The organism is Photobacterium sp. GB-50 (assembly GCF_003026755.1).
Lineage (GTDB): Bacteria > Pseudomonadota > Gammaproteobacteria > Enterobacterales > Vibrionaceae > Photobacterium.
On record NZ_PYNX01000020.1, the window covers coordinates 53,457 to 78,284 of the forward strand.

Below are 24,828 nucleotides of genomic sequence, written 5' to 3' on the forward strand. Positions count from 1 at the left end.
GTTAATGTTCTCTGTCGTTATGCTTAGTAGGCGGAACGGGGTCGTAACCACCGTCATTTAAAGGATGACATTTTAATAGACGTTTCGCCGCTAACCAACAACCTTTTAGCGCTCCATGCGTTTTTACAGCTTCGATCGCATATTGAGAGCAGGTCGGAGTGAAACGACATCGTGGCCCAAGGAGAGGACTGATTGCCATTTGGTAAAAGCGGACTAGTCCAACGACTAGCCACGCGAAGGGCGAGACAGGCGATGCCATAACTTATCTAACAACTTGAAGAGTTCTTCGTTGCTCAACTCGTTAGCTGATTTCTTTGCAATCACTACGAAGTCTTTTGCTGGAAGCTGATGTTGTTTCAGACGAAAACTTTCACGCACAATGCGTTTAAAGCGATTTCTATCTACAGCAGTTTTAATCTGTTTTTTTGGAACAGCCAGACCAAGACGGGGGCAGTTTAGTTCGTTAGAACGGGCAAGAATAGTTAAGTGAGGAGAGCCAGCACGATGAGCTTGCTGGAAGACAGTTTTATAATGTTCGGGAGTTAACAAGCGTAACTCCCGAGAAAAAGCGTAGTTCTTCAAAATAATCGTCGATGATTACTTAGAAAGACGCTTACGGCCTTTAGCGCGACGTGCATTGATTGTTGCACGACCGTTCTTAGTAGCCATGCGAGCACGGAAACCGTGAGTACGCTTACGCTTAAGAACAGTTGGTTGGAAAGTACGTTTAGACATTTTGTTACCTTAAATTAACTGATCAGTTTTTAAGTGTGTTACCAGTCTTTGACTTAAATTAGTCAAACACCTCTAACAAAGAGGCGGAATTGTAATCACTGACTAACAAAGAGTCAATAAATATACGTGTAACTGGCAACGGGCGCTGCATTATACTTTTTATTAGCCGAAGTTCAAGGATCCTTATTGGATCTCAATTTGTGTTTAGAACGCTTGTGGCCGTAGATCCTTAGGTTGACTGAAGATCTGGTGTGGTGGTCCTTGCTCGACAAATTCGCCGTCAGCGATGAAGATCACGCTATCGGCGACTTCACGGGAAAACTGTAATTTATGAGTAATGATCAACATGGTTTGCTGTTGTTGCGCTAATTGTTTGATCAAGCTTAATACCTCATTTACCCATAGGGGGATCCAACACTGATGTTGGCTCATCAAGTAACAATCATTCAGCGTCTAATGCCATTGCTTGACCAATGCTTATACGTTGTTGTTAACCGCCTAAGAGTGCTGCTGGATAAGCGTTGGTTTCGATCACCCCCTATTATAATTGCAGCACGAATACTTTCAGACATGTAAGCGGCATAATGCAGGCTAAGACTCATCACGGCTGCGCTAAATGCATCTAGCCCGACCAAGCTTGGTATGATTATGATCTGAGGTAAGCCGTTATCAAACCCTTTGGTTGAAATAGTATCAATACGCCCTGTTTATCATTGTCCAAACAATCCAGAGAAACTTGCGATAACAAATTTAACCTTATAGTCATTACGTTGACTTATCTCATGCCATAGGTCGACTTCAAATCCCTGTAATTTGTTGTTACTAACAAATGTAAAAGGGAAATGACGTCCTGACATACCGACTTTTACCATAGTTTCTGCCATAACGCTGGTGGTAGAACATGCAACCAGCGTTATGGCAACCATGGTCGGTGTAATCCCATTTTTCATTCGATATTTACCTTTTATTCGTCGTGTTTTATGTGCGTAATCAATTCTGCCTTGGCACTAAATAATAATTAACAGCTATCTGAAATAACTATTTGTTTAATTGCTAGCATATTACCGTGTGTCATCATGTCTTTTTTGTATGTCTGAGCGAGGAAATTGATAGAAAAGGTTACCCACAATGAAAACTTTTCCCTGTGGATGATAATTGGCGATGATAAAATGGTCATTCTTAAGTAAAAATAGCATTAAACGGGGAATGAAAGACTTATCTTTGTGCTAGCTGTGTTAATATAGCTGTGGGTAATGGTGGGTTAATTTGTGCTGATCTTACATCTTGTTGTGCGATCTATGTGCATAAGTTCGATCTTATTCACTGGTTCTGCGATCTCTTTACTGGTGATCCTTGTTCAGCGAGTATAAAATTATCTTCCTTTTATGTTTTGTTTATTCAGTGTGGAGTCTACCTTGTCATCTTCGCTATGGTTGCAGTGCCTTCAACGCCTTCAAGAAGAACTCCCTGCGACAGAATTCAGTATGTGGCTACGTCCGCTTCAGGCTGAATTAAATGATCATACTTTGACATTATTTGCTCCTAATCGATTTGTATTAGATTGGGTTCGCGATAAATATCTTAATAACATCAATCGGCTACTTAATGAGTTTTGTGGTGCAGATGCACCGAGCCTGCATTTTGAAGTTGGGAGCAAACCTGTTGCAGCACCGCCGCAGCCAGTTGCGCCTCCTGTTTTTACTTTGCCAAAATCAAAACCTGAAGTAGAACCTCAACCAGCCGTCCACCATGAGCCAGCGTCTGCGCCTTCTCCGGTGCAAAATGAATCGCCAGGTGGATACCGTTCTAACGTCAACCCAAAACATAATTTTAATAATTTTGTTGAAGGTAAATCTAACCAGTTAGGTTTAGCGGCGTGTCGTCAGGTATCTGATAATCCGGGAGCGGCGTATAATCCATTGTTTTTATATGGCGGTACCGGGTTAGGTAAAACGCACCTATTGCATGCGGTCGGTAATGCGATTGCTAACCGTAAACCGAACGCCAAAGTGGTTTACATGCATTCAGAACGTTTTGTGCAGGATATGGTCAAAGCCTTACAAAATAATGCGATTGAAGAGTTTAAACGTTATTACCGTAGCGTTGATGCATTATTGATTGATGATATTCAATTCTTTGCTAATAAAGAGCGTTCTCAAGAAGAGTTCTTCCATACCTTTAATGCGTTATTAGAAGGTAATCAGCAAATCATTTTGACTTCAGATCGTTACCCGCGTGAAATTAACGGGGTTGAGGATCGATTAAAATCACGTTTTGGTTGGGGTTTAACGGTGGCAATTGAGCCGCCAGAGCTTGAAACACGCGTTGCTATTTTAATGAAGAAGGCGGAAGATCATAATATTCGTCTGGCTGATGAAGTGGCGTTCTTTATTGCTAAGCGTCTTCGTTCAAATGTCCGCGAATTAGAAGGGGCATTGAACCGTGTTATTGCCAATGCAAACTTCACTGGTCGTGCGATCACGATTGATTTTGTTCGTGAAGCATTGCGTGACTTACTAGCACTGCAAGAAAAGCTGGTCACGATAGATAATATTCAGAAGACTGTTGCTGAATACTATAAAATAAAGATGGCAGATATGTTGTCTAAGCGTCGTTCTCGCAGTGTTGCACGTCCTCGTCAGATGGCAATGGCACTGGCAAAAGAATTGACCAACCACAGTCTTCCTGAGATCGGTGATGCTTTTGGTGGTCGCGATCATACTACCGTGCTTCATGCTTGCCGTAAGATCGAGCAACTGCGTGAAGAGAGCCACGATATTAAAGAAGATTATTCAAACCTAATTAGAACATTGTCGTCTTGATATGAAATTTACCGTCGAACGCGAATATTTATTAAAGCCTTTACAACAAGTTGCTGCGGCACTTGGTGGTCGTCCATCATTGCCTATTTTAGGTAATATCTTGTTGAAAGTAGAAGATGGTTGCTTGTCGATGACGGGTACCGATCTTGAAGTTGAACTTATCGCCAAGGTTGCCCTTGAAGGGGATTATGAATCCGGTACGGTTACTGTACCTTCTCGTAAGTTCCTCGATATTTGTCGTGGTTTACCAAGTAATGCCACTATCTCGGTGAGTTACGAAGGTGATCGCGTACTTATTCGTTCAAGCCGTAGCCGTTATACATTAACCACACTGCCTGCTGCTGATTTCCCAAATATTGAAGATTGGCAAAGCGAAGTTGAATTTACGCTTGAACAAGGCCGTATGCGTCAGTTGATTGATAGCACGCAGTTTTCAATGGCTAACCAAGATGTTCGTTACTACTTAAATGGTATGTTGTTTGAAACTGATGGTCAGCATTTACGATCAGTCGCAACTGACGGCCACCGTATGGCGGTGTGTGCGATTGATACAGGTCATGAATTACCAACGAAGCAAATTATCGTACCGCGTAAAGGGGTATTAGAGTTGGTTCGTCTATTTGATAACCCCGAATCGTTAGTCAACATTCAAATTGGTAATTCAAATATTCGCGCGACAGTGAACAACTTTGTCTTCACATCTAAATTAGTTGATGGACGTTTCCCTGATTATCGTCGCGTTATGCCACAAAATAGCACTAAGTTTGTTGAAGCTGGCTGTGAAGATATGCGTAATGCATTTGCTCGTGCGGCGATTTTATCAAACGAAAAATTCCGTGGTGTGCGGGTTAACTTGTCTAATGGTGAGATGCGTATTACCGCAAACAACCCAGAGCAAGAAGAAGCGGAAGAGTTTCTTGATGTTGATTACCAAGGCGATAGCTTAGAAATTGGTTTTAACGTGAGCTACGTGTTGGATGTATTAAACACCCTTAAATGCGATCAAGTTCGTTTGTCATTATCTGATGCTAATGCGCCGTCGTTAATTGAAGATGCCACTAACGATGAAGCCATGTATGTGGTGATGCCTATCAGACTATAGGTATGGCACTTACTCGTTTGATGGTGCACGACTTTCGTAATATTGCATCGTGCGATTTAGCATTAGCTGCTGGTTTTAACTTTTTAGTGGGTGCTAACGGTAGTGGCAAAACCAGTGTATTGGAAGCTATCCATTACTTAGGTCATGGGCGTTCGTTCCGTAGCCACTTAACGAGCAGAGTGATCCGCCATGAACAGGCCGAGCTGTTTATTCATGGTCGAGTGGTTGATAACCAAACTCAGTTAATGCTGCCGATAGGGATCAACAAAAAACGTGATGGGACAACTGACGTAAAAATAGCAGGGGAGTCCAATCAAAAATTGGCACAACTTGCTCAGATTTTGCCATTACAGTTGATAACCCCTGAAGGATTTGATTTATTAATCGGCGGTCCTAAATACCGCCGAGCGTTTATCGATTGGGGTGTTTTTCATGTTGAACCTAAGTTCTATCATGCATGGGCGCGCTTAAAACGATTAACTAAACAACGTAATGCCTTATTAAAAACTGCACGCAGTTATCGAGAGCTCAGTTACTGGGATCAAGAGCTTGCCTTATTGGCAGAAGAAATAAGCGTATGGCGTAAAGATTACATTTCTGCGGTAAAAGAAAAAGCCGCAGAGATATTTCAGGTTTTTCTCCCTGAATTTGATATTCAACTCGGCTTTTACCGAGGCTGGGAAAAAGAAACACCTTATGCAGAGTTGTTGCAGCGCAATTTTGAACGTGATTGCCAACTCGGCTATACCGTAAGTGGGCCACATAAAGCTGATTTACGGATAAAGGTTGCCGGTACGCCTGTTGAGGACGTGTTGTCTCGTGGACAACTGAAATTGATGGTGTGTGCTTTGCGCTTAGCGCAAGGTTTACATCTTACAGAAGCGACTGGCAAACAATGTATTTACCTTATTGATGATTTTGCTTCCGAATTGGATAGCCACAGGCGAGCGTTGCTAGCGCAACGATTAAAGGAAACGAACGCCCAAGTCTTTATCAGTGCTATTAGTGACGATCAAGTTGCCGATATGCTTGATGAAAATGGCAAGTTGTTCCATGTGGAACACGGTAAAATAACCGCAGGATAATTAAAGCGAGAGTAACTCAATGTCCAATAATTACGATTCATCAAGCATTAAGGTGCTTAAAGGCCTCGATGCGGTACGTAAGCGCCCAGGAATGTACATCGGTGATACCGATGATGGTACTGGCTTGCACCACATGGTTTTTGAGGTTGTCGATAACTCTATCGATGAAGCTCTTGCTGGTCACTGTGAAGATATCATTGTTACTATCCATGAAGATGGTTCGGTATCGGTAAGCGATGACGGTCGTGGTATTCCAACCGAGATGCATGAAGAAGAAGGTGTATCAGCAGCAGAAGTTATCATGACGGTACTTCACGCCGGTGGTAAGTTCGATGATAACTCTTACAAAGTATCAGGTGGTCTACACGGTGTAGGTGTATCAGTTGTTAACGCCTTATCTGAAAAAGTAGAGCTAACTATTCAACGTGGTGGCCACATTTACCAACAAGTGTACCGTCATGGTGTACCTGATGCGCCATTGGCTGTGATCGGTGATACTGAAAAAACCGGTACACGAATCCGCTTTTGGCCAAGTGAAGACACCTTTACCAATATTGAATTCCACTACGATATTCTAGCAAAGCGTTTACGTGAGCTTTCATTCCTAAACTCTGGCGTATCAATCAACTTAAGTGATGAGCGTGAAGAAGGTAAAGAAGATCACTTCATGTATGAAGGTGGTATTCGCGCATTCGTAGAGCACTTAAACCGTAACAAAACGCCAATTCATCCGAAGGTTTTCCACTTTGATAGTGAGCGTGATGACGGTATCTCAGTTGAAGTTGCGATGCAGTGGAACGATGGTTTCCAAGAAAATATTTACTGCTTTACGAACAACATCCCTCAACGTGATGGTGGTACGCACTTAGCGGGGTTCCGTGGTGCGTTAACACGTACGCTGAACTCGTTCATGGATAAAGAAGGCTACTCGAAGAAAGCGAAAGCAGCGACATCGGGTGATGATGCACGTGAAGGTTTAACTGCAGTTGTTTCTGTTAAAGTGCCGGATCCTAAGTTCTCTAGCCAGACCAAAGATAAGCTAGTTTCAAGTGAAGTCAAAGCGGCTGTTGAATCTGCAATGAACGAAAAGCTGGCGGAATTCTTATTAGAAAACCCAAGTGATGCTAAAACCGTATGTAGCAAAATCATTGATGCATCACGCGCGCGTGAAGCGGCACGTAAAGCCCGTGAAATGACACGTCGTAAAGGCGCATTAGATTTAGCAGGTCTTCCTGGTAAACTTGCAGATTGTCAGGAAAAAGATCCTGCAGTATCTGAACTTTACATTGTGGAAGGGGACTCTGCTGGCGGTTCAGCCAAGCAGGGACGTAACCGTAAAAATCAGGCAATCCTACCGCTTAAAGGTAAGATCCTTAACGTAGAAAAAGCCCGTTTCGACAAGATGCTGTCTTCACAAGAAGTGGCAACACTTATCACGGCAATGGGCTGTGGTATTGGTCGTGACGAGTACAACCCAGATAAACTGCGTTACCACAACATCATCATCATGACCGATGCCGACGTCGATGGTTCGCACATTCGTACGCTACTATTGACCTTCTTCTACCGTCAAATGCCAGAGCTGATCGAACGTGGTCACATTTATATTGCTCAGCCACCACTTTACAAAGTGAAGAAAGGTAAGCAAGAGCAATACATTAAAGATGATGAAGATATGAACCAGTACCAAACGACATTGGCACTGGATAACGCATCATTGTTTGCCAATGATGGCGCACCAGCAATGACGGGTACAGCATTAGAAAGTCTTGTTACTCAATACAATGCGGGTATGAAGTTAATTGAGCGTATGAGTCGTCGCTACCCATCATTGATGTTAAATGAGTTTGTATACCAACCTCGTTTAAGTACAGAGATGATGGCTGAAGAAGCACAAGTAGAAGCATGGTTAACACCATTGATTGCGGCACTTAATGCTAAACAATCTGGTGAAAGTCAGTACAGCTTCGAAGTCATCCGTGATGAAGAAAACAATGTGTACCTACCTAAAGTTGTGGTTCGTACTCACGGTGTTGATCACGAATACTTACTCAGCTTTGATTTACTGAATTCAAAAGAGTACGCGAAGATCGCTGATCTTTCTGAAGCATTAAACGGTTTACTTGATGATACTGCATTTGTTCAACGTGGTGAGCGTAAGCAAGCGGTTTCAAGCTTTAAAGATGCGTTGGAGTGGCTGAACAAAGAATCACGTCGTGGTCTTTCTCTACAGCGCTACAAAGGTCTAGGTGAAATGAACCCAGAGCAGCTTTGGGAAACAACGATGGATCCTGAATCTCGTCGCATGATGCAAGTAACGATCAATGATGCGGTTGCCGCAGATGAACTGTTTACCTGTCTAATGGGTGATCAGGTTGAACCTCGTCGTAACTTCATCGAAGAGAATGCACTGAAAGTTGCTAACCTTGACGTGTAGCACAAACGTATAGTTTGGCTTTCAAGCTCAATAAAAACGCCGCTAGTGATAGCGGCGTTTTTTATTTATTCATATTAACTAAAAAGCGGTTATTCTGCGTAAGCTTTAGCGACTTCTTCTGCAATAATCGTAATACCACGCTGCATTGCTTCATCATCTTGGACATAGTTCATGCGTAAGCATTCATGGCTATGTGCCCACTCATCTTGTAATCCGATAAAGAAATATTCACCAGGCACGATCAGTACGCCACGTTGTTTTAAGCGTTGATACAGTACCTTCGTGGTGATCGGTAAATCTTCAAACCATAGCCATAAGAAGATAGCGCCTTCAGGTTTGTGAATTTTAAATCGAGGATCGGGGATAGCTTGGCGCAGTAATTCAACGGCGCGTTGCACCTTCTGATGATAAAACGGCTTAATCACGTTTTGGCTCAGTGGTAATAGTTCTTGCTGGTGGATCATTTTCGTTGCCACCGCAGGGCCAATACTACCAGGCGCTAAGTTGACGATACCATTGATGTTAGACAAAGCAGTAACCATGGCTTCATTGGCAATCACGATACCGCATCGGACACCGGGTAACCCAAGTTTGGATAAGCTCATGCACAGAATGGTGTTGTTATCCCAAAACGGTGTTACCTCTTCAAAGATAATATCAGGGAAGGGTAAGCCGTAAGCATTGTCGATAATTAATGGGATCTGGTGCTCTTTAGCCAGTGCTGCTAAATGTTCAATTTCTTTATCTGTAAGTACATTGCCAGTCGGGTTAGTAGGACGAGAGGCACAAATTGCTGCGATGCTGTCATCGATGACGAGTTTGCTAAAATCGACATGGTATTTAAAAAAGCCATCTTCCAACATGCTGATTGTAGGTTGGTACGAGATAAACATATCAGGGCTTAAACCGGCATCTGCGTAACCAATGTATTCTGGCGATAACGGCAGTAATATTTTCTTCTTTTTGCCATTTTCAAATTCACCTGCCAGCAAGTTAAATAAACTAAAGAATGCACTTTGGCTGCCATTGGTTAAGACAATATTTTTCGAACTAATTTCCCAACCGTATTGTTGCTGTAACAGTGCAGCAAGCGCATCTAGAAAGCGATCTTTACCTTGTGGGCCATCATAGTTAGTCATCGACGCGGTAAGCTCACCTGTAATTGCCATGTCTTTTAATAGCTCGGTAAAGTAGTGATTCATGGCTGGGATTTGCGCTGGATTTCCACCACCGAGCATGATGGCATTGGGATTGGTGAGTCCATTGTTGAGATCTTGCATTAATAGAGTGATCCCAGAATCACCTGCAAACTTATTACCAAAGCGCGAAAAGTCCATTACGTTTACAACCTCAGTGTCGATATTTAGTTCTTGATGTAAGTGCTATCAATATGATGGCTTATTGAGCGTAACATAACGTATTGTTCGGTTCAGAAAAAGTTGAAATATTATCGGTTGGTGATGGTCGGTGCTGTGGATTTCACTGTATATCAAGGTGGTTGTACGCGTATTTAATATAAGTAAAAAGATGTTCCACATGAAACAATAGATAAGATACAGCAGAATCAAGGCGAAAAAAAACCACGCCGGAGCGTGGTTTTTAATAACGTCAGTAACCTTATTTTTGCAGTAGAGAGATATCTGCTACTTTCAAGAATTGGTTACGTAGTAGGTTAAGTAGTGCTAGACGATTAACTTTAAGTTTTTCGTCATCAGCCATCACCATTACGTTATCGAAGAATGCATCGACAGGCTCACGAAGTGAAGCAAGCTCTGTCAGTGCTGTTTGGTAATCGCCAGTAGCAAAGACAGGTTCAAGGGCTGTTACAACCGCTTCAACTTTTTCAGCTAGCTCTTTTTCCGCAGCTTCAACAAGTAGGCTGTTATCAACTGTAGTTGGGAGCTCACCGTCAAACTTCGCAAGGATGTTACCAACACGCTTATTCGCTGCTGCTAGTGACTCAGCAGCATCAAGCTCACGGAAGTGGCTTACCGCTTTAACACGCTTATCAAAGTCGGCTGGTTGAGTTGGGTGCATCGCAAGCACAGCTTGGATAACATCAATACTAAAGCCTGCATCTTGGTACCATGCACGGAAACGGCCAAGCATAAACTCAATGACATCTGAATCAACGTTGTTGTTGGTTAGCTTGTCACCAAATAGTGAGTGCGCTTTCGCGACTAGATCAACTAAGTCTAAGTCGTAGCCATTTTCAACGATGATACGTAATACACCTAGCGATGCGCGACGAAGTGCGAAGGGATCACTACCTTTTGGTGCTTGACCAATACCGAAGATACCTACAATCGTATCTAGTTTATCAGCCATAGCCACGGCTGATGATACAGGTGTGCTTGGAAGTTGATCGCCAGCAAAACGAGGCATGTATTGCTCGTTAAGTGCTAGTGCAACATCTTCAGCTTCGCCGTCATGACGTGCATAGTGCATACCCATTACACCTTGCGTATCTGTAAATTCAAATACCATAGATGTCATTAGGTCACATTTCGCCAGTAGACCAGCACGTTTTGCGTTAGTTACATCAGCACCGATCTTGTCTGCAATGTAGCCAGCAAGCTCAGTAATACGATCTGTCTTGTCTTTAATTGTACCCAATTGCTTTTGGAAAATCGCAGTCTCTAGTTGAGGCAGGCGATCAATCAACTTGCTCTTAAGGTCAGTATTAAAGAAGAACTCAGCATCCGCTAGACGAGGACGAACCACTTTCTCGTTACCTGAGATAATTTGGCTTGGATCGTTAGAGATGATGTTGGATACGAAGATGAACTTAGGCACAAGTTTGCCTTCCGTATCGTAGACAGGGAAGTACTTCTGATCACCTTTCATGGTGTAAACTAAAGCTTCAGAAGGAACCTTTAAGAATTCCTCTTCAAAAGATGCTGTTAGTACCACAGGCCACTCAACAAGAGAGGTCACTTCTTCAACCAGATCATCTTCAAGATCTGCAATACCGCCAACAGCTTCAGCTGCTTTTTTTGCATCAGCTAAAATGATCGCTTTACGCGCTTCATAATCAGCCATTACTTTACCGCGCTCTTCTAAGATAGCAGGGTATTGATCAGCGTTGTCGATAGTAAATTCAGCTTCACCCATGAAACGGTGACCACGGATAGTACGTGCAGAAGCGACACCTAAGATAGTGCCTTCGATTAGCTCGTCACCCAGTAGCATGGTCAGTGTTTTCACTGGACGGATAAACTGAGTTTCTTTATCACCCCAACGCATTGGGCGTGGGATTGGTAGTTTAGCCAGTGCAGCAGCAGCCAGTTCAGGTAGTAGTGTTTGGGCGGGTTGGCCTTTGACTTCTTGCTTGAACAGTAACCATTCGCCTTTATCGGTAACCATGCGCTCTGCTTGATCAACCGTAATACCATTACCGCGAGCCCAGCCTTGAGCAGCTTTGGTTGGGTTTCCGTCAGCGTCGAATGCTGCTGATACCGCAGGTCCACGTTTTTCAACCACTTTGTCTGGCTGGTTTTCAGCAAGACCCGTTACTTTAAGGGCTAAACGACGAGGAGCGGCATACCATTTGATACCATCATGAGGAAGATCTGCGGCTTTTAATTCAGCTTCAAAGTTAGCAGCAAAAGCTTCTGCTAGGGTACGTAGTGCTGTTGGTGGTAGCTCTTCCGTACCGAGTTCGATTAAGAAATTCTTATGTGTCATGGCGATCCCTTACTTGTCTTTTTTACACATTGGGAAGCCAAGTGCTTCACGAGATGCGTAGTAAGCTTCAGCAACTTGTTTAGTTACGTTGCGAATACGCAAAATGTAACGTTGACGTTCAGTTACAGAGATCGCTTTACGTGCATCTAATAGGTTAAATGCATGAGCGGCTTTTAGAATACGCTCGTAAGCAGGCAACGGTAGTGGTTGCTCTAGCTCTAGTAGTTTGATTGATTCTTTTTCACATTGATCGAAGAATGTGAATAGGAAGTCGACATCAGCGTGCTCAAAGTTGTACGTTGATTGCTCAACTTCGTTCTGGTGGAAAATATCACCATACGTCACTTTGCCTAAAGGACCATCAGTCCATACTAGGTCGTAAACAGAATCAACGTTCTGAATGTACATCGCAAGACGCTCGATACCGTAAGTGATTTCACCTGTTACAGGTTTACACTCAAGGCCACCAACCTGCTGGAAGTAAGTAAACTGTGTTACTTCCATGCCGTTTAGCCAAACTTCCCAGCCTAGACCCCAAGCACCCAATGTTGGGTTTTCCCAGTTGTCTTCAACAAAACGGATGTCGTGCACTTTAGTATCGATACCGAGTACTTCTAATGAGCCTAAGTACAGTTCTTGAATGTTGTCTGGCGATGGTTTTAGCATCACTTGGAACTGGTAGTAGTGCTGTAGACGGTTAGGGTTTTCGCCGTAACGACCGTCAGTTGGTCGGCGAGATGGTTGTACATACGCTGCTGCAATTGGTTCTGGACCTAGAGCACGTAAACATGTCATTGGGTGAGAAGTACCTGCGCCCACTTCCATGTCTAGGGGTTGCACAATAGTACAACCTTGTTGGCCCCAGTAATCCTGCAGCGCGAGGATCATGCCCTGAAAGGTTTTAATATCGTATTTCTGCATTGTCAGCTTCGCGAGATTAGTGGATTAAAAAGAGTAATAATCCAGTATACCTCGCCAACCCTGAGGCGAGTAGGGGCAGTGCGTGTTTTTTACACATCTGTTGGGGGATTTACCAAAATTCTTCCAGCTTTTCTCCTTTTTTATTTTGCATTAAGGGAATTTTTACATTCTTTTGATGCCTCATATACCGTTGTTGATTACAATACATAAAAAGTATTATTAGGTTTAATGGCCTAGTAGCATAAATTTCAATTTTTTCGATCTTCGGATCGAGTATACGGATACTTAAAAAAGATGGCTCAAATTCAAGCAATGGCATCTAAAAAGTGGGTGCGCGCTGCAGTACTTTCTGTTGTGGCTTCTGTAACTATGGCTGGTTGTTCAACTGTAAATCCATACACAGGTGAATCACAAACAGCGAAAGGCACTGGTGGCTCAATCATTGGTGCACTTGCTGGAGCTGCAATTGGTGTTGCTTCTTCAAGCAAGCACGACCGCGGTAAAGGTGCTCTGATTGGCGCTGCTGCTGGTGCTGCACTTGGTGGCGGTATTGGTTACTACATGGATGTGCAAGAAGCGAAACTACGTCAGCAATTAGCATCTTCAGGTATCAGTGTTACCCGTGATGGTAATAACATCATTCTTAACATGCCAAACGAAATTACGTTTGGTTTTGATCAGGCAAATTTAAATGATCGTGCGATGAATGCTCTGCATAACGTAGCGATTGTGGCTAAAGAATACGAAAAAACACAGTTAAATGTATTAGGTTTCACTGATAGCAAAGGCGCTGAAGCATACAATCTTCGCCTATCTCAAGTTCGTGCAGATGCGGTTGCTAACTACTTAATCCGTCAAGGTGTGAATGCTAATCGTGTGGTATCTCAAGGTCGTGGTGAGTCTAATCCAATCGCTTCTAATAGTACGGCGAACGGTCGTGCGCAAAACCGTCGTGTAGAAATTATTCTTTCTCCACTGGGTTAATTTTACCTTTAGCGTGATCAAACGGTGAGCGTTGGCTCACCGTTTTTGTATCTATAGAATGATCATTAATGGTTAAAATACCCGCTTTTCTTTGTTACACTTAGCTTTCCTTTGGGGAGTAGCCTCTCGCACTTTGCGAGATAATTATCAACATAATCGAAGCAAAATCTTCGTGGTAATTATGATTTATCCAGCGCGATAAATTTGGCAAGACCAACGGCAAACAACACAAACCGGGGTGGGAGTGTATGTTTTGCTATTGGTATCAATAATTCCCGCCCCAGAGAGTATGTTGTGAGTGTTTTAGCTGTTTCTATTACGTCTGTTGCTTTAGCCGAAATTGGTGATAAGACCCAACTTTTATCCCTACTGTTAGCCAGTCGATATCGCAAACCCTTTCCCATTATTTGTGCCATTTTTCTTGCGACTATCGTTAATCATGCATTAGCTGCATGGCTTGGTGTCGCTATTGCTGATTACTTAACGCCGAATATTTTAAAGTGGGTGTTAGTGGTGAGTTTTATTTTAATGGCTGGCTGGATCTTAATTCCCGATAAACTCGATGATGAAGAAAAATTATCAAATCGAGGCCCTTTCATTGCCAGTTTTATTGCGTTCTTTATCGCGGAAATTGGTGATAAAACCCAAATCGCTACGACGATGCTAGGGGCGAAATACCATGATGCACTAATGTGGGTTGTGCTTGGTACGACGATTGGAATGTTGTTGGCCAATGTTCCCGTGGTTCTTATTGGTAAGTTATCAGCTGAAAAAATGCCGCTAGGACTGATACGTAAAATTACTGCTGCGCTCTTTATTTTCTTAGCTGCAGGTGCTGCGTTTGGTATGTAGATATCACTGATCGTTTCATGTGAAACATGACTTTATTGCCTAGCAGGAGTCAGTGCTTTGTTTCATTATGATGAAGTGTGATAGCACGATATGAAGCGTTAATTCTCTCATGCTAGAGTAAATGAAGTTATGTCATTGGTTCGTTTTGCTGTAATTGCAGGAGGGAGTATGGCTCAGTTTCTCGCGCTATCGCTGAAAAGCCAATGTTGGTTATTTCACTTGGCATTGGTGCTGAATATCTTTGGTATGGTCTTAACGGACATGTGGCTTCCTATGGTAGTAGGGGCGCTTGTTACCTTATATCTGGCGTTAGATTCATTAGTTCGATTGCGTTATGTCTTACCGCTTAAAAAAGAAATACGTGATTTGCATAATGAGTTAGCAGCATTACGTCAAAAAATGAATGATGTGTAGTGTTCTTTCACGTTAGAGATAATGTGATAGTAATTAAAAAGGCAGCCTAATTTAAAGGGCTGCCTTTTTTGTTATTTATTTTGGTATTTTTGTCAGTGCTTAGTTGGTGCCTTTTTGGATCAAAAAGCGATAAGGAACGCTTTCTGTTTCTGCGGCAAGCAGTGTGTGATCCATAAAGCGGCAAAAACTGGGAATATCGCGTGTCGTTGACGGATCGTCAGCCAATACCAATAGGGTTTCGCCTTCGGCCATTTTCCTTACCGTTTTACGAACCATCATCACAGGCTCAGGGCAGCGTAGTCCTTGCGCTTCTAGGCTGTGGGTCGGATTATCAAAAATAGCAGTCATAACATACACATCTAATTAGTAAGTGGTAGATCATACTTATGGACAAGAATTAATCAATAACACTTGGCAAATCAAGATATACTGTGTAACGTAATTAACAAGTTATTAACTTTTCTTTCTGAAGGATTAGGGGGAAGTAGTATGCTGACATCAATGGATAGACTGACAATTTATGCCGTGCTGTGTTTTATCTCGTTCTGCACCATCATGTTAACCAGTTCAAATGATATGGGCATTTTTGCTATTGGCGGCCTGTTTTCAGCGGCTCTTGGATTATGGTTTGAATTGACCAGCGATGCTGAATTGGAAGAAGAAAACTAATTTATTCATAACCAACACCCATCATCTTGGGTTTTCCCGCGATTAAAGCGGGATTTTTTTTATCTATCCCCTCATAATATTGTCACATTTGATTAATTCCGAGTCCCTGAGAGCCTGATGGAACTAGAAGAAGTTTATCGTCGTGACTTAAATTTGTTGGTAGCACTGAAAGTTCTTTTGGATGAAGGAAGCGTTAGTCGTGCAGCTGTTCGTTTGAATTTAAGCCAATCAGCCATGAGCCGTGTGTTAGGTCGATTACGTGATTTATTACATGATCCCTTATTTACCCGACAGGGGCAGGCACTAATTCCAACTCAACGAGCATTAGAGATCAATGAGCTGTTAAATGACCCTTTGGAGTCGTTACGTCTTTTATTAACGCCTAATGATTTTCAACCTAGCCAGTGTGATCAGCGGTTCAAAATTGCGACAACAGACTATGCGATGCAAACCATTTTGCCTTTTGCTTTGCCGCGAATTTATCAAGAAGCGCCACATATCTCATTAGAGTTTGCACCACTGCAACATGATCACCTATTGGGGCAATTAACCAGTGACGGTTGTGACATGGCAATTTGTCGCCCTGTTGGAGATATTGATTCACTTTGTCATCAGCAACTTGGTTTAGTGAGTGTGTTTTGCTTGATAGCATCCGATCACCCGTTAGCTAATAAGCCCTTAACGTTTGATGATTACCTGACGTACCCTCATGCCATGATAGCGATTAGTGATGGAGTTAAGTCATTAATTGATGATGAGTTGCGTGGCTACCCTGAACTTAAATTGGTGCTACGGGCATACCACTTAGAAGCCGCATTAGCGGTGCTCAAGATCATGCCGCTGATTATTACCGTTCCTGCCGATCTCGCGTATTTAGTCGCAGAACGTTATGACTTGGTGGTTAAACCGCTGCCGTTTGAGTTTAAACCGTTTGATTACTCTCTTATTTGGCATTCACGGTGTGAGCATTCAGCATCGCAAATATGGCTACGTAATATTATAAAAGAAGAGTGTAGTCGGCTGATTGATTCGCGGATCCTGGATATGGGCTTAATAAAATAGCAGATAACAAAAAGGCCAGCACAATGACTGACCTTCTTAGTTGGTGTGGGGTTATCGATTAAAGCTTGATAACGACACGACCTGTGATTTGACCATTAGTGATCGCTTCAGCACATTCTGCAACTTCTTCAAGTTCTACTTCGCGACAAGCTTGTTCAAAGTAGCTTGCTGGTAGAATTTCAGATAGACGTTGCCAAGCTTGTTGACGTTTCTCGAACGGACACATTACAGAATCTACACCTTGTAGGCGAACGTTACGAAGAATAAATGGCATTACTGTTGTTGGTAAATCAAAGCCGCCAGCAAGACCACAAATAGCAACCGCACCATTGTAGTTAATTTGGCTCAATACTTTTGCCAATACTTTGCTACCAACAGTATCAATAGCACCAGCCCATAGTTGTTTATCTAATGGGCGAGCAGGCTCTTCAAATACGCTACGCTCAATAATTGTTGTTGCGCCAAGCTTTTTCAGTAGGTCGCCATTAACTTCTGCGCGACCTGTCACTGCCGCTACTTTGTAGCCTAGTTGAGAAAGTAAAGTCACAGCAACAGAGCCAACACCGCCACTTGCACCTGTAACTAAAATTTCACCGTCTTCTGGTTTTACATCAGCATCAATAAGCGCTTGTACACAAAGCATTGCTGTTAAGCCTGCAGTACCAATCATCATGGCTTGCTTGCCATCGAATTTTTCAGGTAGCGGTACTAACCAATCTGCTTTTAGGCGTGCTTTTTCTGCCATGCCACCCCAGTGACCTTCACCGACACCCCAGCCAGTTAAGACAACTTTATCACCAGCTTTGTAACGGTTATCTGAAGACTCAGCGACAGTACCCGTTAGATCGACACCTGGAACCATTGGGAATTGACGAACAATGCGACCTTTACCGGTGATCGCTAAACCATCTTTGTAATTCAGTGAAGAGTAATCAACATTAATTAATACATCACCTTCAGGAAGCTCTGATGTTTCTAGCTGACGAATACCTGCAATTGTTTTTTTATCTTCTTGTTCTAGTACGAGTGCTTTAAACATAGCAATGCTCCGGTAAATTCATGTTCGACAGTGAATGTAAGATAAGTGTATATCGACTTTTAGTGATGAATAAAATGAAACTTAATCATGGTATCTATGTACACCTAGCATATATTCGTTGAAATCGTCTTTTATCTTTTAGGTAGATAGTCTGATTGAGTATATCCCTAATATAAAAAATAAATAGCGAGAATAAAAAAAGCTTACCGTGAGGGTAAGCTTTTTGTGTCAGAAGCGTGTCTATTATTCTACGCGTTCAAAAATGGTCGCAATGCCTTGGCCAAGACCAATACACATGGTCGCTAAACCAAACTCAACGTCATGGCTTTCCATTAAGTTTATTAATGTGGTTGAAATACGAGAGCCTGAACAGCCAAGAGGATGCCCAAGTGCAATCGCACCGCCATTGAGATTGACTTTTTCATCCATTTTATCGAGTAGACCTAAGTCTTTTGCGCAAGGGAGCGATTGCGCTGCAAAGGCTTCATTGAGTTCTATCATTCCGATGTCATCGATGGTTAAGCCCGCTCGTTTGAGTGCTTTTTGAGTGGCAGGTACTGGGCCATAGCCCATAATCGAAGGATCGCAGCCTGCAACGGCCATCGATTTTACGCGCGCACGAATACGAAGCCCTAAATCACGAGCATGTTGCTCATCCATTAATAACATAGCAGATGCACCATCAGATAAGGCCGAAGAGGTACCTGCGGTAACCGTACCATTAACGGGATCGAAAACAGGGCGAAGCTGACTCAAGGTTTCTACGGTGGTTTCAGGACGAATAACTTCATCGGTTTCAAAGCGCTTTAAAATCCCATCGCTATCGTGACCTTCAGTGGCGAGTATTTCGTTATTAAAACGTCCTTCAACTGTGGCTGCGTAAGCTCGTTGATGAGAGCGTGCAGCAAAGGCATCTTGCATTTCTCGACTGATACCATGCATTCGACCTAGCATTTCAGCGGTTAGTCCCATCATACCTGCCGCTTTTGCAACGGATTTTGACAGACCCGGGTGGAAATCAACACCATGGTTCATTGGTACATGTCCCATGTGTTCAACGCCACCGATAATGCACGTTTTCGCGTCACCAACCATGATTGCGCGGGTTGCATCATGTATCGCCTGCATTGATGAACCACATAAGCGATTAACCGTTGTCGCACCAACAGAATGGGGAATGCCTGCTAAGAGTGCGGCATTACGTGCGACATTAAAACCTTGCTCTAAGGTTTGCTGCACACAGCCCCAGTAAATATCTTCAATATTGTTTGGATCGAGTTGTGGGTTGCGCTCAAGCAAACCTTTCATTAAATGAGCGGAAAGATCTTCGGCGCGAACGTTCCTATAAGCCCCAGCTTTTGAACGTCCCATCGGGGTGCGGATACAATCAACAATTACAACGTTATTCATAATGATGCCCTCATCCTTAAGCGTTCAGGTTAGTGGTATGGTTATAGTACGTTTCGCCTTTAGTGGCTTTTTCTCGTAGTCCTTTTGGTACTTCATACAATGCACCTAATTCGGCATATTGATCGGCCAGTGCAACATAATTGGCAAGCCCTAAGCTATCAAGGTAACGGAACACACCACCTCTAAATGGTGGGAAACCTAAACCGTACACCAACGCCATATCGGCTTCGGCTGGTGTGGCGATAATGTTTTCTTCTAAACAACGCACCACTTCATTAATCATAGGGATCATCATACGAGCGATAATAGCGTCGCTGGTAAACGCTGTATTTGGTTGGCAAACAGGGGCGAGAAGTGCTTCTGTCTTATCTGACACGGCTTTTTTCGGTTTACCTTTACGATCGATAGAGTAGCTAAAGAAACCATGGCCGTTTTTCTGACCGAAACGCTGTGCTTCAAACATCACATCAATGGCATCTTTACCATTTTTCCCCATACGATCAGGGAAACCTTCTGCCATGACTGCTTGCGCGTGATGCGCCGTATCAATACCGACAACATCGAGTAGATAAGCAGGACCCATTGGCCAACCAAACTCTTTTTCCATGACTTTATCGATTTGAATGTAATCAGCCCCATCTTTAAGCAATAAGCTAAAGCCAGAAAAGTAAGGGAAGAGCACGCGGTTCACAAAGAACCCTGGGCAGTCATTAACAACAATTGGTGATTTACCCATTTTCGCAGCATAAGCGACAACGCGATCAATGGTCTCTTTCGATGTTTTTTCACCGCGAATGATCTCAACTAATGGCATGCGATGAACGGGGTTGAAAAAGTGCATGCCACAGAAATTTTCAGGGCGTTTAAGTGATTTGGCTAGTAGGTTAATTGGAATAGTTGAGGTATTTGAAGCAAGCACGGTGTCGTCGGTCACTTGGTTTTCAACATCAGCTAATACCGCCGCTTTTACTTTTGGATTTTCAACGACAGCTTCCACTACGATATCGACACTGTCTGCGCCAGCGTAATGTAAACTCGGAGTAATGGATGACAGAACGGAAGCCATTTTTAAACCATCAATACGCTTACGCTCAAGTTGTTTATTTAACAGCTTGGCCGCTTCATTCATGCCTAAGCTCAATGAAGCTTCAGCAATATCTTTCATTAAAACAGGCGTGCCTTTTAGCGCTGATTGATAGGCGATACCACCCCCCATAATACCTGCGCCTAATACCATGGCGTGCTCTGTCGGTTTTGCTGATTTTGACGCTTTTTTGGCTTGGCTTTTAATATATTGGTCGTTTAAGAAAATGCTAACCAATGCTTGAGCAACATCGGTTTTGGCTAATTGAACAAAATGCTGGTTTTCGATCACTAATGCTTCATCTCGAGCGCATCGTGCGGCTTGTTCGATAGTCGCCACAGCAGCCATAGGTGCAGGGTAATGTTTACCAGCGACTTTGGCGACCATACCTTTGGCTGTCGAGAAGCTCATAGTCGCTTCTATTTTATTAAGCGAAAGCGGTGCTTGTTTTTGTTTTCGACGTTGTTGCCAGTCTAGTTTTCCTTCAATCGCACTTTTTATCATTGCCAGTGCGGCGCACTTTAAGTTGTCAGTTTCAACAACAGCATCAACCAGTCCCAACTTTAAAGCGTCTTGTGCTTTCTTATCTTTACCTGCGGTAATGATTTCCATTGCTGAATCAGCACCAATTAAACGCGGCAGTCTTACTGTGCCACCAAAGCCTGGCATGATCCCCAATTTTGTTTCAGGTAGACCAATACGCGCTTTAGTATCAGCAACACGAAAATCTGTAGCAAGTACACACTCACAACCGCCGCCTAACGCATAACCATTAATGGCTGAAAGCGTCGGTACAGGGAGATCTTCAAGCTTATTAAAAATGTCATTGGCATGAGAAAGCCATTGTGAGAGTTCTTGTTCTGGCTTGGCAAATAGTCCGAGAAACTCAGTAATATCCGCACCGACAATAAAGGCGTCTTTTGCTGAGGTAATAATTACCCCTTTTAAATCGGGTTGTTGATACAACGCATTAAGTGCTTGATTGAAGCTTTCCAGTGTCGAAATATTGAATTTATTCACTGGGCCTTGAGCATTAAGGTTGATCTCCGCAATACCATCTTCCAGATAGCTAACGGATAGGGTTTCACCTTGGTAAATCATGTTCTATCTCCATATGTTCCAGTCTACGCTGGATTTGGTTTGATTTAACTGGTTTGACCTGTTGTAGGTATAAACTAAGTGTGAACCCTAAAAGAAACAAATTCAAACACTAATTTAAACATTTGTTTAACATTTATGATGAATGACTCAACTTCAAGACAAGGTGTGAGTTGACGCATGGCGTAATAACAGGGTGTTAACGACAGCACTATGAGATAGAGAGGAATGTGGTATCCTGCCACCCCTTTATCATTAAGGCGTAAATAATGTCGAATTCTGAACCTTATCTTGTTCCTACTGCAGAAGTGATATTTGAAGAAGAGATCAAGAAAAGTCGCTTTATTACTTATTTAGCGCATACCCCTAATATTGAGGCTGCGAAACTGTTCGTACAGCAAATTAAAGAGCGTCACCATGATGCGCGCCATAATTGCTGGGCATTTGTCGCTGGTCGCCCGAGTGACTCAATGAAATGGGGGTTTAGTGATGATGGCGAACCATCAGGCACCGCTGGTAAGCCGATATTGGCACAGCTAACAGGCTCTGGTGTTGGTGAAATGACCGCTGTTGTAACACGTTACTATGGTGGTATTCGTTTAGGTACTGGTGGGTTAGTAAAAGCTTATGGTGGTGGGGTACAGCAAGCCCTGACATTACTCGAAACAAAAGAAAAAGTGATCACTTCAACATTGCATTTGAGTTGTGAATATAATCAAGTGTCTTTAGTTGAAGCATTATTAAGTGAATACAATGGCACTCAGTTACATGCCGATTATGGTAATCAAGTCACTATGCAGATAGAGCTAGATAATCGTATAGTGGAAGAGTTTCGTGCCAAATTAACCAATCGTAGTGGCGGGCGCATCATTGTAGGCTCGGCTTCAGATACATAATCATTTCCATATTAAGGTGAGAGCCGCTTAGGCCATGCAATTTCGTTCAATTATTCGAATCGTCGGGCTATTGCTCGCGTTATTTAGTGTCACCATGCTTATCCCTGCACTGGTGGCATTGATCTATCGTGATGGTGCGGGTTTCCCGTTTGTCGTGACGTTTTTTATTCTTATTACAGGTGGTGGCTTATTGTGGCTACCAAACCGACAACATCGCCATGAACTAAAAGCTCGAGACGGTTTTCTTATTGTTGTCTTATTTTGGGTGGTTATTGGTAGTGCCGGTGCAATCCCATTTTTATTATCTAAAACACCTGATTTGTCAGTCGCAGACTCCTTTTTTGAATCATTTTCCGCGCTGACAACCACAGGAGCGACCGTTATTGTCGGCCTTGACTATCTGCCTAAAGCGATTTTGTTTTATCGCCAGTTATTACAGTGGTTTGGTGGTATGGGGATCATCGTACTTGCTGTCGCCATTTTACCCGTACTGGGTATCGGTGGGATGCAGTTATATCGAGCAGAAATTCCGGGACCGGTAAAAGACAGTAAGATGACGCCGCGTATTGCTGAGACAGCAAAAACCTTGTGGTATATCTATCTTGCCTTAACTATTGCTTGCGCACTCGCATTTTGGTTAGCAGGGATGTCAGCTTTTGATGCTATCTCACATAGTTTCTCAACTATCGCTATTGGTGGTTTTTCTACCCACGATGCCAGTATCGGGTATTTTAATAGTCCCACGATTAATATGATCACCGTGGTGTTTCTTTTAATTTCAGCGTGTAATTTTTCTTTGCACTTTGCAGCCTTCGGTAATGGTGGTGTGCACTTAAGAACCTATTGGCGTGATCCTGAGTTTCGCGCATTTCTCGGTGCGCAGGTGATTTTATTTGGTATCTGCTTTGGTTTATTACTCAAACATAGCCCTTATGATTCCTATTTTACGGCGTTTGATCAGGCGTTATTTCAAACCGTATCTATCTCAACGACCGCAGGGTTTACGACCACAGGATTTTCTGACTGGCCGCTTTTCTTACCGGTGCTGCTTTTATTCTCTTCATTTATAGGAGGATGTGCAGGCTCAACGGGTGGCGGTATGAAAGTGATAAGAATTTTACTACTTTCTTTGCAAGGTGTACGTGAATTAAAACGTCTTGTTCACCCGCGTGCGGTTTACACGATTAAGTTAGGTAATAAAGCATTACCTCAGCGAGTCGTTGATGCTGTATGGGGTTTTTTCTCGGCTTATGCCTTAGTGTTTGTGGTTTGCATGTTGGCATTAATCGCGACCGGGCTTGATGAGCTGACTGCATTCTCAGCTGTTGCAGCCACACTTAATAATTTAGGCCCCGGTTTAGGAGAAGTCGCTGTCCACTTTGGTGAAGTTAATGATTCCGCAAAATGGATATTAATTATTGCGATGTTATTTGGTCGATTAGAAGTCTTTACATTATTAGTTTTATTTACGCCGACATTCTGGCGTAACTAAAGGAGCACTTATGGAAAAGGTATTGTTGCTGCATTCGAGTTGTGAAGGGCAAACTAAGAAAATCTTAAATCATATTGAGCAACAATTAGGTGAACAGTACCACTGTGACTATGTAGACATTCATAGTGAGCCCAATGTTGATTTTAATTTGTATGATCGTGTGCTTGTTGGCGCCTCTATTCGCTATGGTCACTTCAATAAGAAACTGTATCGATTTATCAATAAATACCAACAAGAACTGTCACAATATAATGTTGCTTTTTTCTGTGTGAATCTTACTGCACGTAAAGAAGGCAAAGATACGCCAGAGGGCAGTGCTTATATTAAGAAGTTCTTAATTAAGTCACCATGGCATCCTGTGTTAATCGGCGTTTTTGCTGGCGCACTAAGATATCCCCGTTATAACTTATTTGATCGCACAATGATTAAGTTAATTATGAAAATCACAGGTGGAGAAACGGATACGACGAAAGAGGTGGAATACACGGATTGGAATAAAGTGAGCGATTTTGCTACGCAATTTATGCAGCAACGGAATGAAAAATAGGGAGTTGATTGCTTTTTGAACTAACGTGCTCTTTTTTAAAAGAAAAGTTAATTATTGCTTGCTAAGCCTCATTTTGTCTCTATAATGCCGCCACATCGACGCGATAACGGCTTCCAGTAAGGATTTCGGGAAGTGACGATAGGATGAAAGATTTAATAAAATAAGTTGAAAAAAGTGTTTGACACGACAGCTTATTTCGCTAGAATGGCCATCCACTTCAACGAAAGCCTGAAACGTTTAAAAGTTTTAGTTTCGCTGAAGATTGTTCTTTAATAATTTGACCATGCAATCTGTGTGGGCACTCGTTGAAAAGTTAAGTCGAAAGATTTATCAATGATACTAGTGACCAAAACGATAGAAATATCGGCACAGTCAATTCAAATATCCTAACTAGCTTCTAGTTAGCGGTATTTTAACAGTATTCATTGAGCCGGTCGAAAGACCACAAAAACTTTAATTGAAGAGTTTGATCATGGCTCAGATTGAACGCTG

Annotated in this window: 23 protein-coding genes and 2 pseudogenes; 12 read left to right on the forward strand and 13 right to left on the reverse strand. The window is 42.8% G+C overall.

The window, feature by feature from the left end; all coding sequences use genetic code 11:
- Nucleotide 1 precedes the first annotated feature (1 nt).
- The 6 genes and pseudogenes from yidD to C9J41_RS18300 all read right to left on the reverse strand — a co-directional run.
- On the reverse strand, nucleotides 2–259 hold the full coding sequence (gene yidD, locus C9J41_RS18275; protein ID WP_083784444.1) for a membrane protein insertion efficiency factor YidD: 258 nt from the start codon (nucleotides 257–259) through the stop codon (nucleotides 2–4).
- Nucleotides 226–582 (reverse strand): ribonuclease P protein component, encoded by a 357-nt coding sequence (gene rnpA, locus C9J41_RS18280; protein WP_005372259.1) that lies wholly within the window; start codon nucleotides 580–582, stop codon nucleotides 226–228. Before rnpA ends, yidD begins: the two co-directional genes overlap by 34 nt.
- Before the next feature lie 15 nt (nucleotides 583–597).
- Nucleotides 598–735 (reverse strand): 50S ribosomal protein L34, encoded by a 138-nt coding sequence (gene rpmH, locus C9J41_RS18285; protein WP_005372258.1) that lies wholly within the window; start codon nucleotides 733–735, stop codon nucleotides 598–600.
- A 204-nt stretch (nucleotides 736–939) separates the two neighbouring features.
- On the reverse strand, nucleotides 940–1,167 hold the full coding sequence (locus C9J41_RS18290) for a hypothetical protein (RefSeq protein WP_233220420.1): 228 nt from the start codon (nucleotides 1,165–1,167) through the stop codon (nucleotides 940–942).
- Between the two features lie 53 nt (nucleotides 1,168–1,220).
- Nucleotides 1,221–1,400 (reverse strand): annotated as a pseudogene (locus C9J41_RS22080) (amino acid ABC transporter permease); the annotation flags it as partial.
- Nucleotides 1,401–1,451: 51 nt separating this feature from the next.
- Nucleotides 1,452–1,685, reverse strand: a pseudogene (locus tag C9J41_RS18300) (transporter substrate-binding domain-containing protein); the annotation flags it as partial.
- A gap of 465 nt (nucleotides 1,686–2,150) precedes the next feature.
- Here C9J41_RS18300 and dnaA point away from each other — a divergent pair.
- Genes dnaA through gyrB form a run of 4 tightly spaced genes read left to right on the forward strand, consistent with a single transcriptional unit; the run spans nucleotide 2,151 to nucleotide 8,181 of the window.
- Nucleotides 2,151–3,557, forward strand: coding sequence for a chromosomal replication initiator protein DnaA (dnaA, locus tag C9J41_RS18305; protein WP_107208098.1), 1,407 nt, complete (start codon nucleotides 2,151–2,153; stop codon nucleotides 3,555–3,557).
- 1 nt (nucleotide 3,558) lies between these two features.
- A complete protein-coding gene (gene dnaN / locus C9J41_RS18310) occupies nucleotides 3,559–4,659 on the forward strand; it encodes a DNA polymerase III subunit beta (RefSeq protein WP_107261420.1) in 1,101 nt (366 codons plus the stop codon).
- A 2-nt stretch (nucleotides 4,660–4,661) separates the two neighbouring features.
- Nucleotides 4,662–5,744, forward strand: coding sequence for a DNA replication/repair protein RecF (gene recF / locus C9J41_RS18315; RefSeq protein ID WP_005372252.1), 1,083 nt, complete (start codon nucleotides 4,662–4,664; stop codon nucleotides 5,742–5,744).
- A gap of 19 nt (nucleotides 5,745–5,763) precedes the next feature.
- Nucleotides 5,764–8,181 carry a DNA topoisomerase (ATP-hydrolyzing) subunit B gene (gene gyrB, locus C9J41_RS18320; RefSeq protein ID WP_107208099.1) on the forward strand — a complete coding sequence of 806 codons (2,418 nt, stop codon included), beginning with the start codon at nucleotides 5,764–5,766 and terminating at the stop codon, nucleotides 8,179–8,181.
- A gap of 89 nt (nucleotides 8,182–8,270) precedes the next feature.
- Here the strand turns inward: gyrB and C9J41_RS18325 are convergent, their stop codons facing one another.
- From C9J41_RS18325 to glyQ, 3 genes are all read right to left on the reverse strand, one after another.
- Nucleotides 8,271–9,518 carry a valine--pyruvate transaminase gene (locus tag C9J41_RS18325; protein WP_107208100.1) on the reverse strand — a complete coding sequence of 416 codons (1,248 nt, stop codon included), beginning with the start codon at nucleotides 9,516–9,518 and terminating at the stop codon, nucleotides 8,271–8,273.
- A 280-nt stretch (nucleotides 9,519–9,798) separates the two neighbouring features.
- The gene (gene glyS / locus C9J41_RS18330) at nucleotides 9,799–11,868 is read right to left on the reverse strand and encodes a glycine--tRNA ligase subunit beta (RefSeq protein WP_107261418.1); all 2,070 of its coding nucleotides are present in this window, start codon (nucleotides 11,866–11,868) and stop codon (nucleotides 9,799–9,801) included.
- 9 nt (nucleotides 11,869–11,877) lie between these two features.
- The gene (gene glyQ, locus C9J41_RS18335; RefSeq protein ID WP_005372243.1) at nucleotides 11,878–12,789 is read right to left on the reverse strand and encodes a glycine--tRNA ligase subunit alpha; all 912 of its coding nucleotides are present in this window, start codon (nucleotides 12,787–12,789) and stop codon (nucleotides 11,878–11,880) included.
- A 294-nt stretch (nucleotides 12,790–13,083) separates the two neighbouring features.
- On the opposite strand from glyQ, the gene C9J41_RS18340 reads away from it, so the two are divergent.
- The 3 genes from C9J41_RS18340 to C9J41_RS18350 all read left to right on the forward strand — a co-directional run bounded on the left by C9J41_RS18340 (nucleotide 13,084) and on the right by C9J41_RS18350 (nucleotide 15,039).
- Nucleotides 13,084–13,773 carry an OmpA family lipoprotein gene (locus tag C9J41_RS18340; RefSeq protein WP_107247611.1) on the forward strand — a complete coding sequence of 230 codons (690 nt, stop codon included), beginning with the start codon at nucleotides 13,084–13,086 and terminating at the stop codon, nucleotides 13,771–13,773.
- 294 nt (nucleotides 13,774–14,067) lie between these two features.
- On the forward strand, nucleotides 14,068–14,625 hold the full coding sequence (locus C9J41_RS18345) for a TMEM165/GDT1 family protein (RefSeq protein WP_107208103.1): 558 nt from the start codon (nucleotides 14,068–14,070) through the stop codon (nucleotides 14,623–14,625).
- 168 nt (nucleotides 14,626–14,793) lie between these two features.
- Nucleotides 14,794–15,039: a hypothetical protein gene (locus C9J41_RS18350; RefSeq protein ID WP_199187142.1), complete on the forward strand. Its 246-nt coding sequence runs from the start codon at nucleotides 14,794–14,796 to the stop codon at nucleotides 15,037–15,039.
- A 99-nt stretch (nucleotides 15,040–15,138) separates the two neighbouring features.
- On the opposite strand, the gene tusA is transcribed toward C9J41_RS18350, so the two are convergent.
- On the reverse strand, nucleotides 15,139–15,387 hold the full coding sequence (gene tusA, locus C9J41_RS18355; protein ID WP_005372237.1) for a sulfurtransferase TusA: 249 nt from the start codon (nucleotides 15,385–15,387) through the stop codon (nucleotides 15,139–15,141).
- Between the two features lie 141 nt (nucleotides 15,388–15,528).
- Between tusA and C9J41_RS18360 the strand changes: the two genes are divergently transcribed.
- Nucleotides 15,529–15,708 (forward strand): hypothetical protein, encoded by a 180-nt coding sequence (locus C9J41_RS18360; RefSeq protein WP_005372235.1) that lies wholly within the window; start codon nucleotides 15,529–15,531, stop codon nucleotides 15,706–15,708.
- A gap of 117 nt (nucleotides 15,709–15,825) precedes the next feature.
- Nucleotides 15,826–16,770: a LysR family transcriptional regulator gene (locus C9J41_RS18365; RefSeq protein ID WP_107208105.1), complete on the forward strand. Its 945-nt coding sequence runs from the start codon at nucleotides 15,826–15,828 to the stop codon at nucleotides 16,768–16,770.
- 58 nt (nucleotides 16,771–16,828) lie between these two features.
- Here the strand turns inward: C9J41_RS18365 and C9J41_RS18370 are convergent, their stop codons facing one another.
- The 3 genes from C9J41_RS18370 to fadB form a co-directional block, all read right to left on the reverse strand.
- Nucleotides 16,829–17,809: an MDR family oxidoreductase gene (locus C9J41_RS18370; protein ID WP_105061244.1), complete on the reverse strand. Its 981-nt coding sequence runs from the start codon at nucleotides 17,807–17,809 to the stop codon at nucleotides 16,829–16,831.
- Between the two features lie 243 nt (nucleotides 17,810–18,052).
- Nucleotides 18,053–19,219 carry an acetyl-CoA C-acyltransferase FadA gene (gene fadA / locus C9J41_RS18375; RefSeq protein WP_107208106.1) on the reverse strand — a complete coding sequence of 389 codons (1,167 nt, stop codon included), beginning with the start codon at nucleotides 19,217–19,219 and terminating at the stop codon, nucleotides 18,053–18,055.
- Between the two features lie 16 nt (nucleotides 19,220–19,235).
- Complete coding sequence (gene fadB, locus C9J41_RS18380) at nucleotides 19,236–21,404, reverse strand: fatty acid oxidation complex subunit alpha FadB (RefSeq protein WP_107247608.1); 2,169 nt, start codon at nucleotides 21,402–21,404, stop codon at nucleotides 19,236–19,238.
- A gap of 266 nt (nucleotides 21,405–21,670) precedes the next feature.
- Between fadB and C9J41_RS18385 the strand changes: the two genes are divergently transcribed.
- Genes C9J41_RS18385 through hemG form a run of 3 tightly spaced genes read left to right on the forward strand, consistent with a single transcriptional unit; the run spans nucleotide 21,671 to nucleotide 24,336 of the window.
- Complete coding sequence (locus C9J41_RS18385) at nucleotides 21,671–22,297, forward strand: YigZ family protein (protein WP_107247607.1); 627 nt, start codon at nucleotides 21,671–21,673, stop codon at nucleotides 22,295–22,297.
- A 34-nt stretch (nucleotides 22,298–22,331) separates the two neighbouring features.
- Nucleotides 22,332–23,789: a TrkH family potassium uptake protein gene (locus C9J41_RS18390; RefSeq protein ID WP_107208109.1), complete on the forward strand. Its 1,458-nt coding sequence runs from the start codon at nucleotides 22,332–22,334 to the stop codon at nucleotides 23,787–23,789.
- Nucleotides 23,790–23,799: 10 nt separating this feature from the next.
- Nucleotides 23,800–24,336, forward strand: a complete 537-nt coding sequence (gene hemG / locus C9J41_RS18395; protein ID WP_107291267.1) for a menaquinone-dependent protoporphyrinogen IX dehydrogenase — start codon at nucleotides 23,800–23,802, stop codon at nucleotides 24,334–24,336.
- Nucleotides 24,337–24,828: the final 492 nt, after the last annotated feature.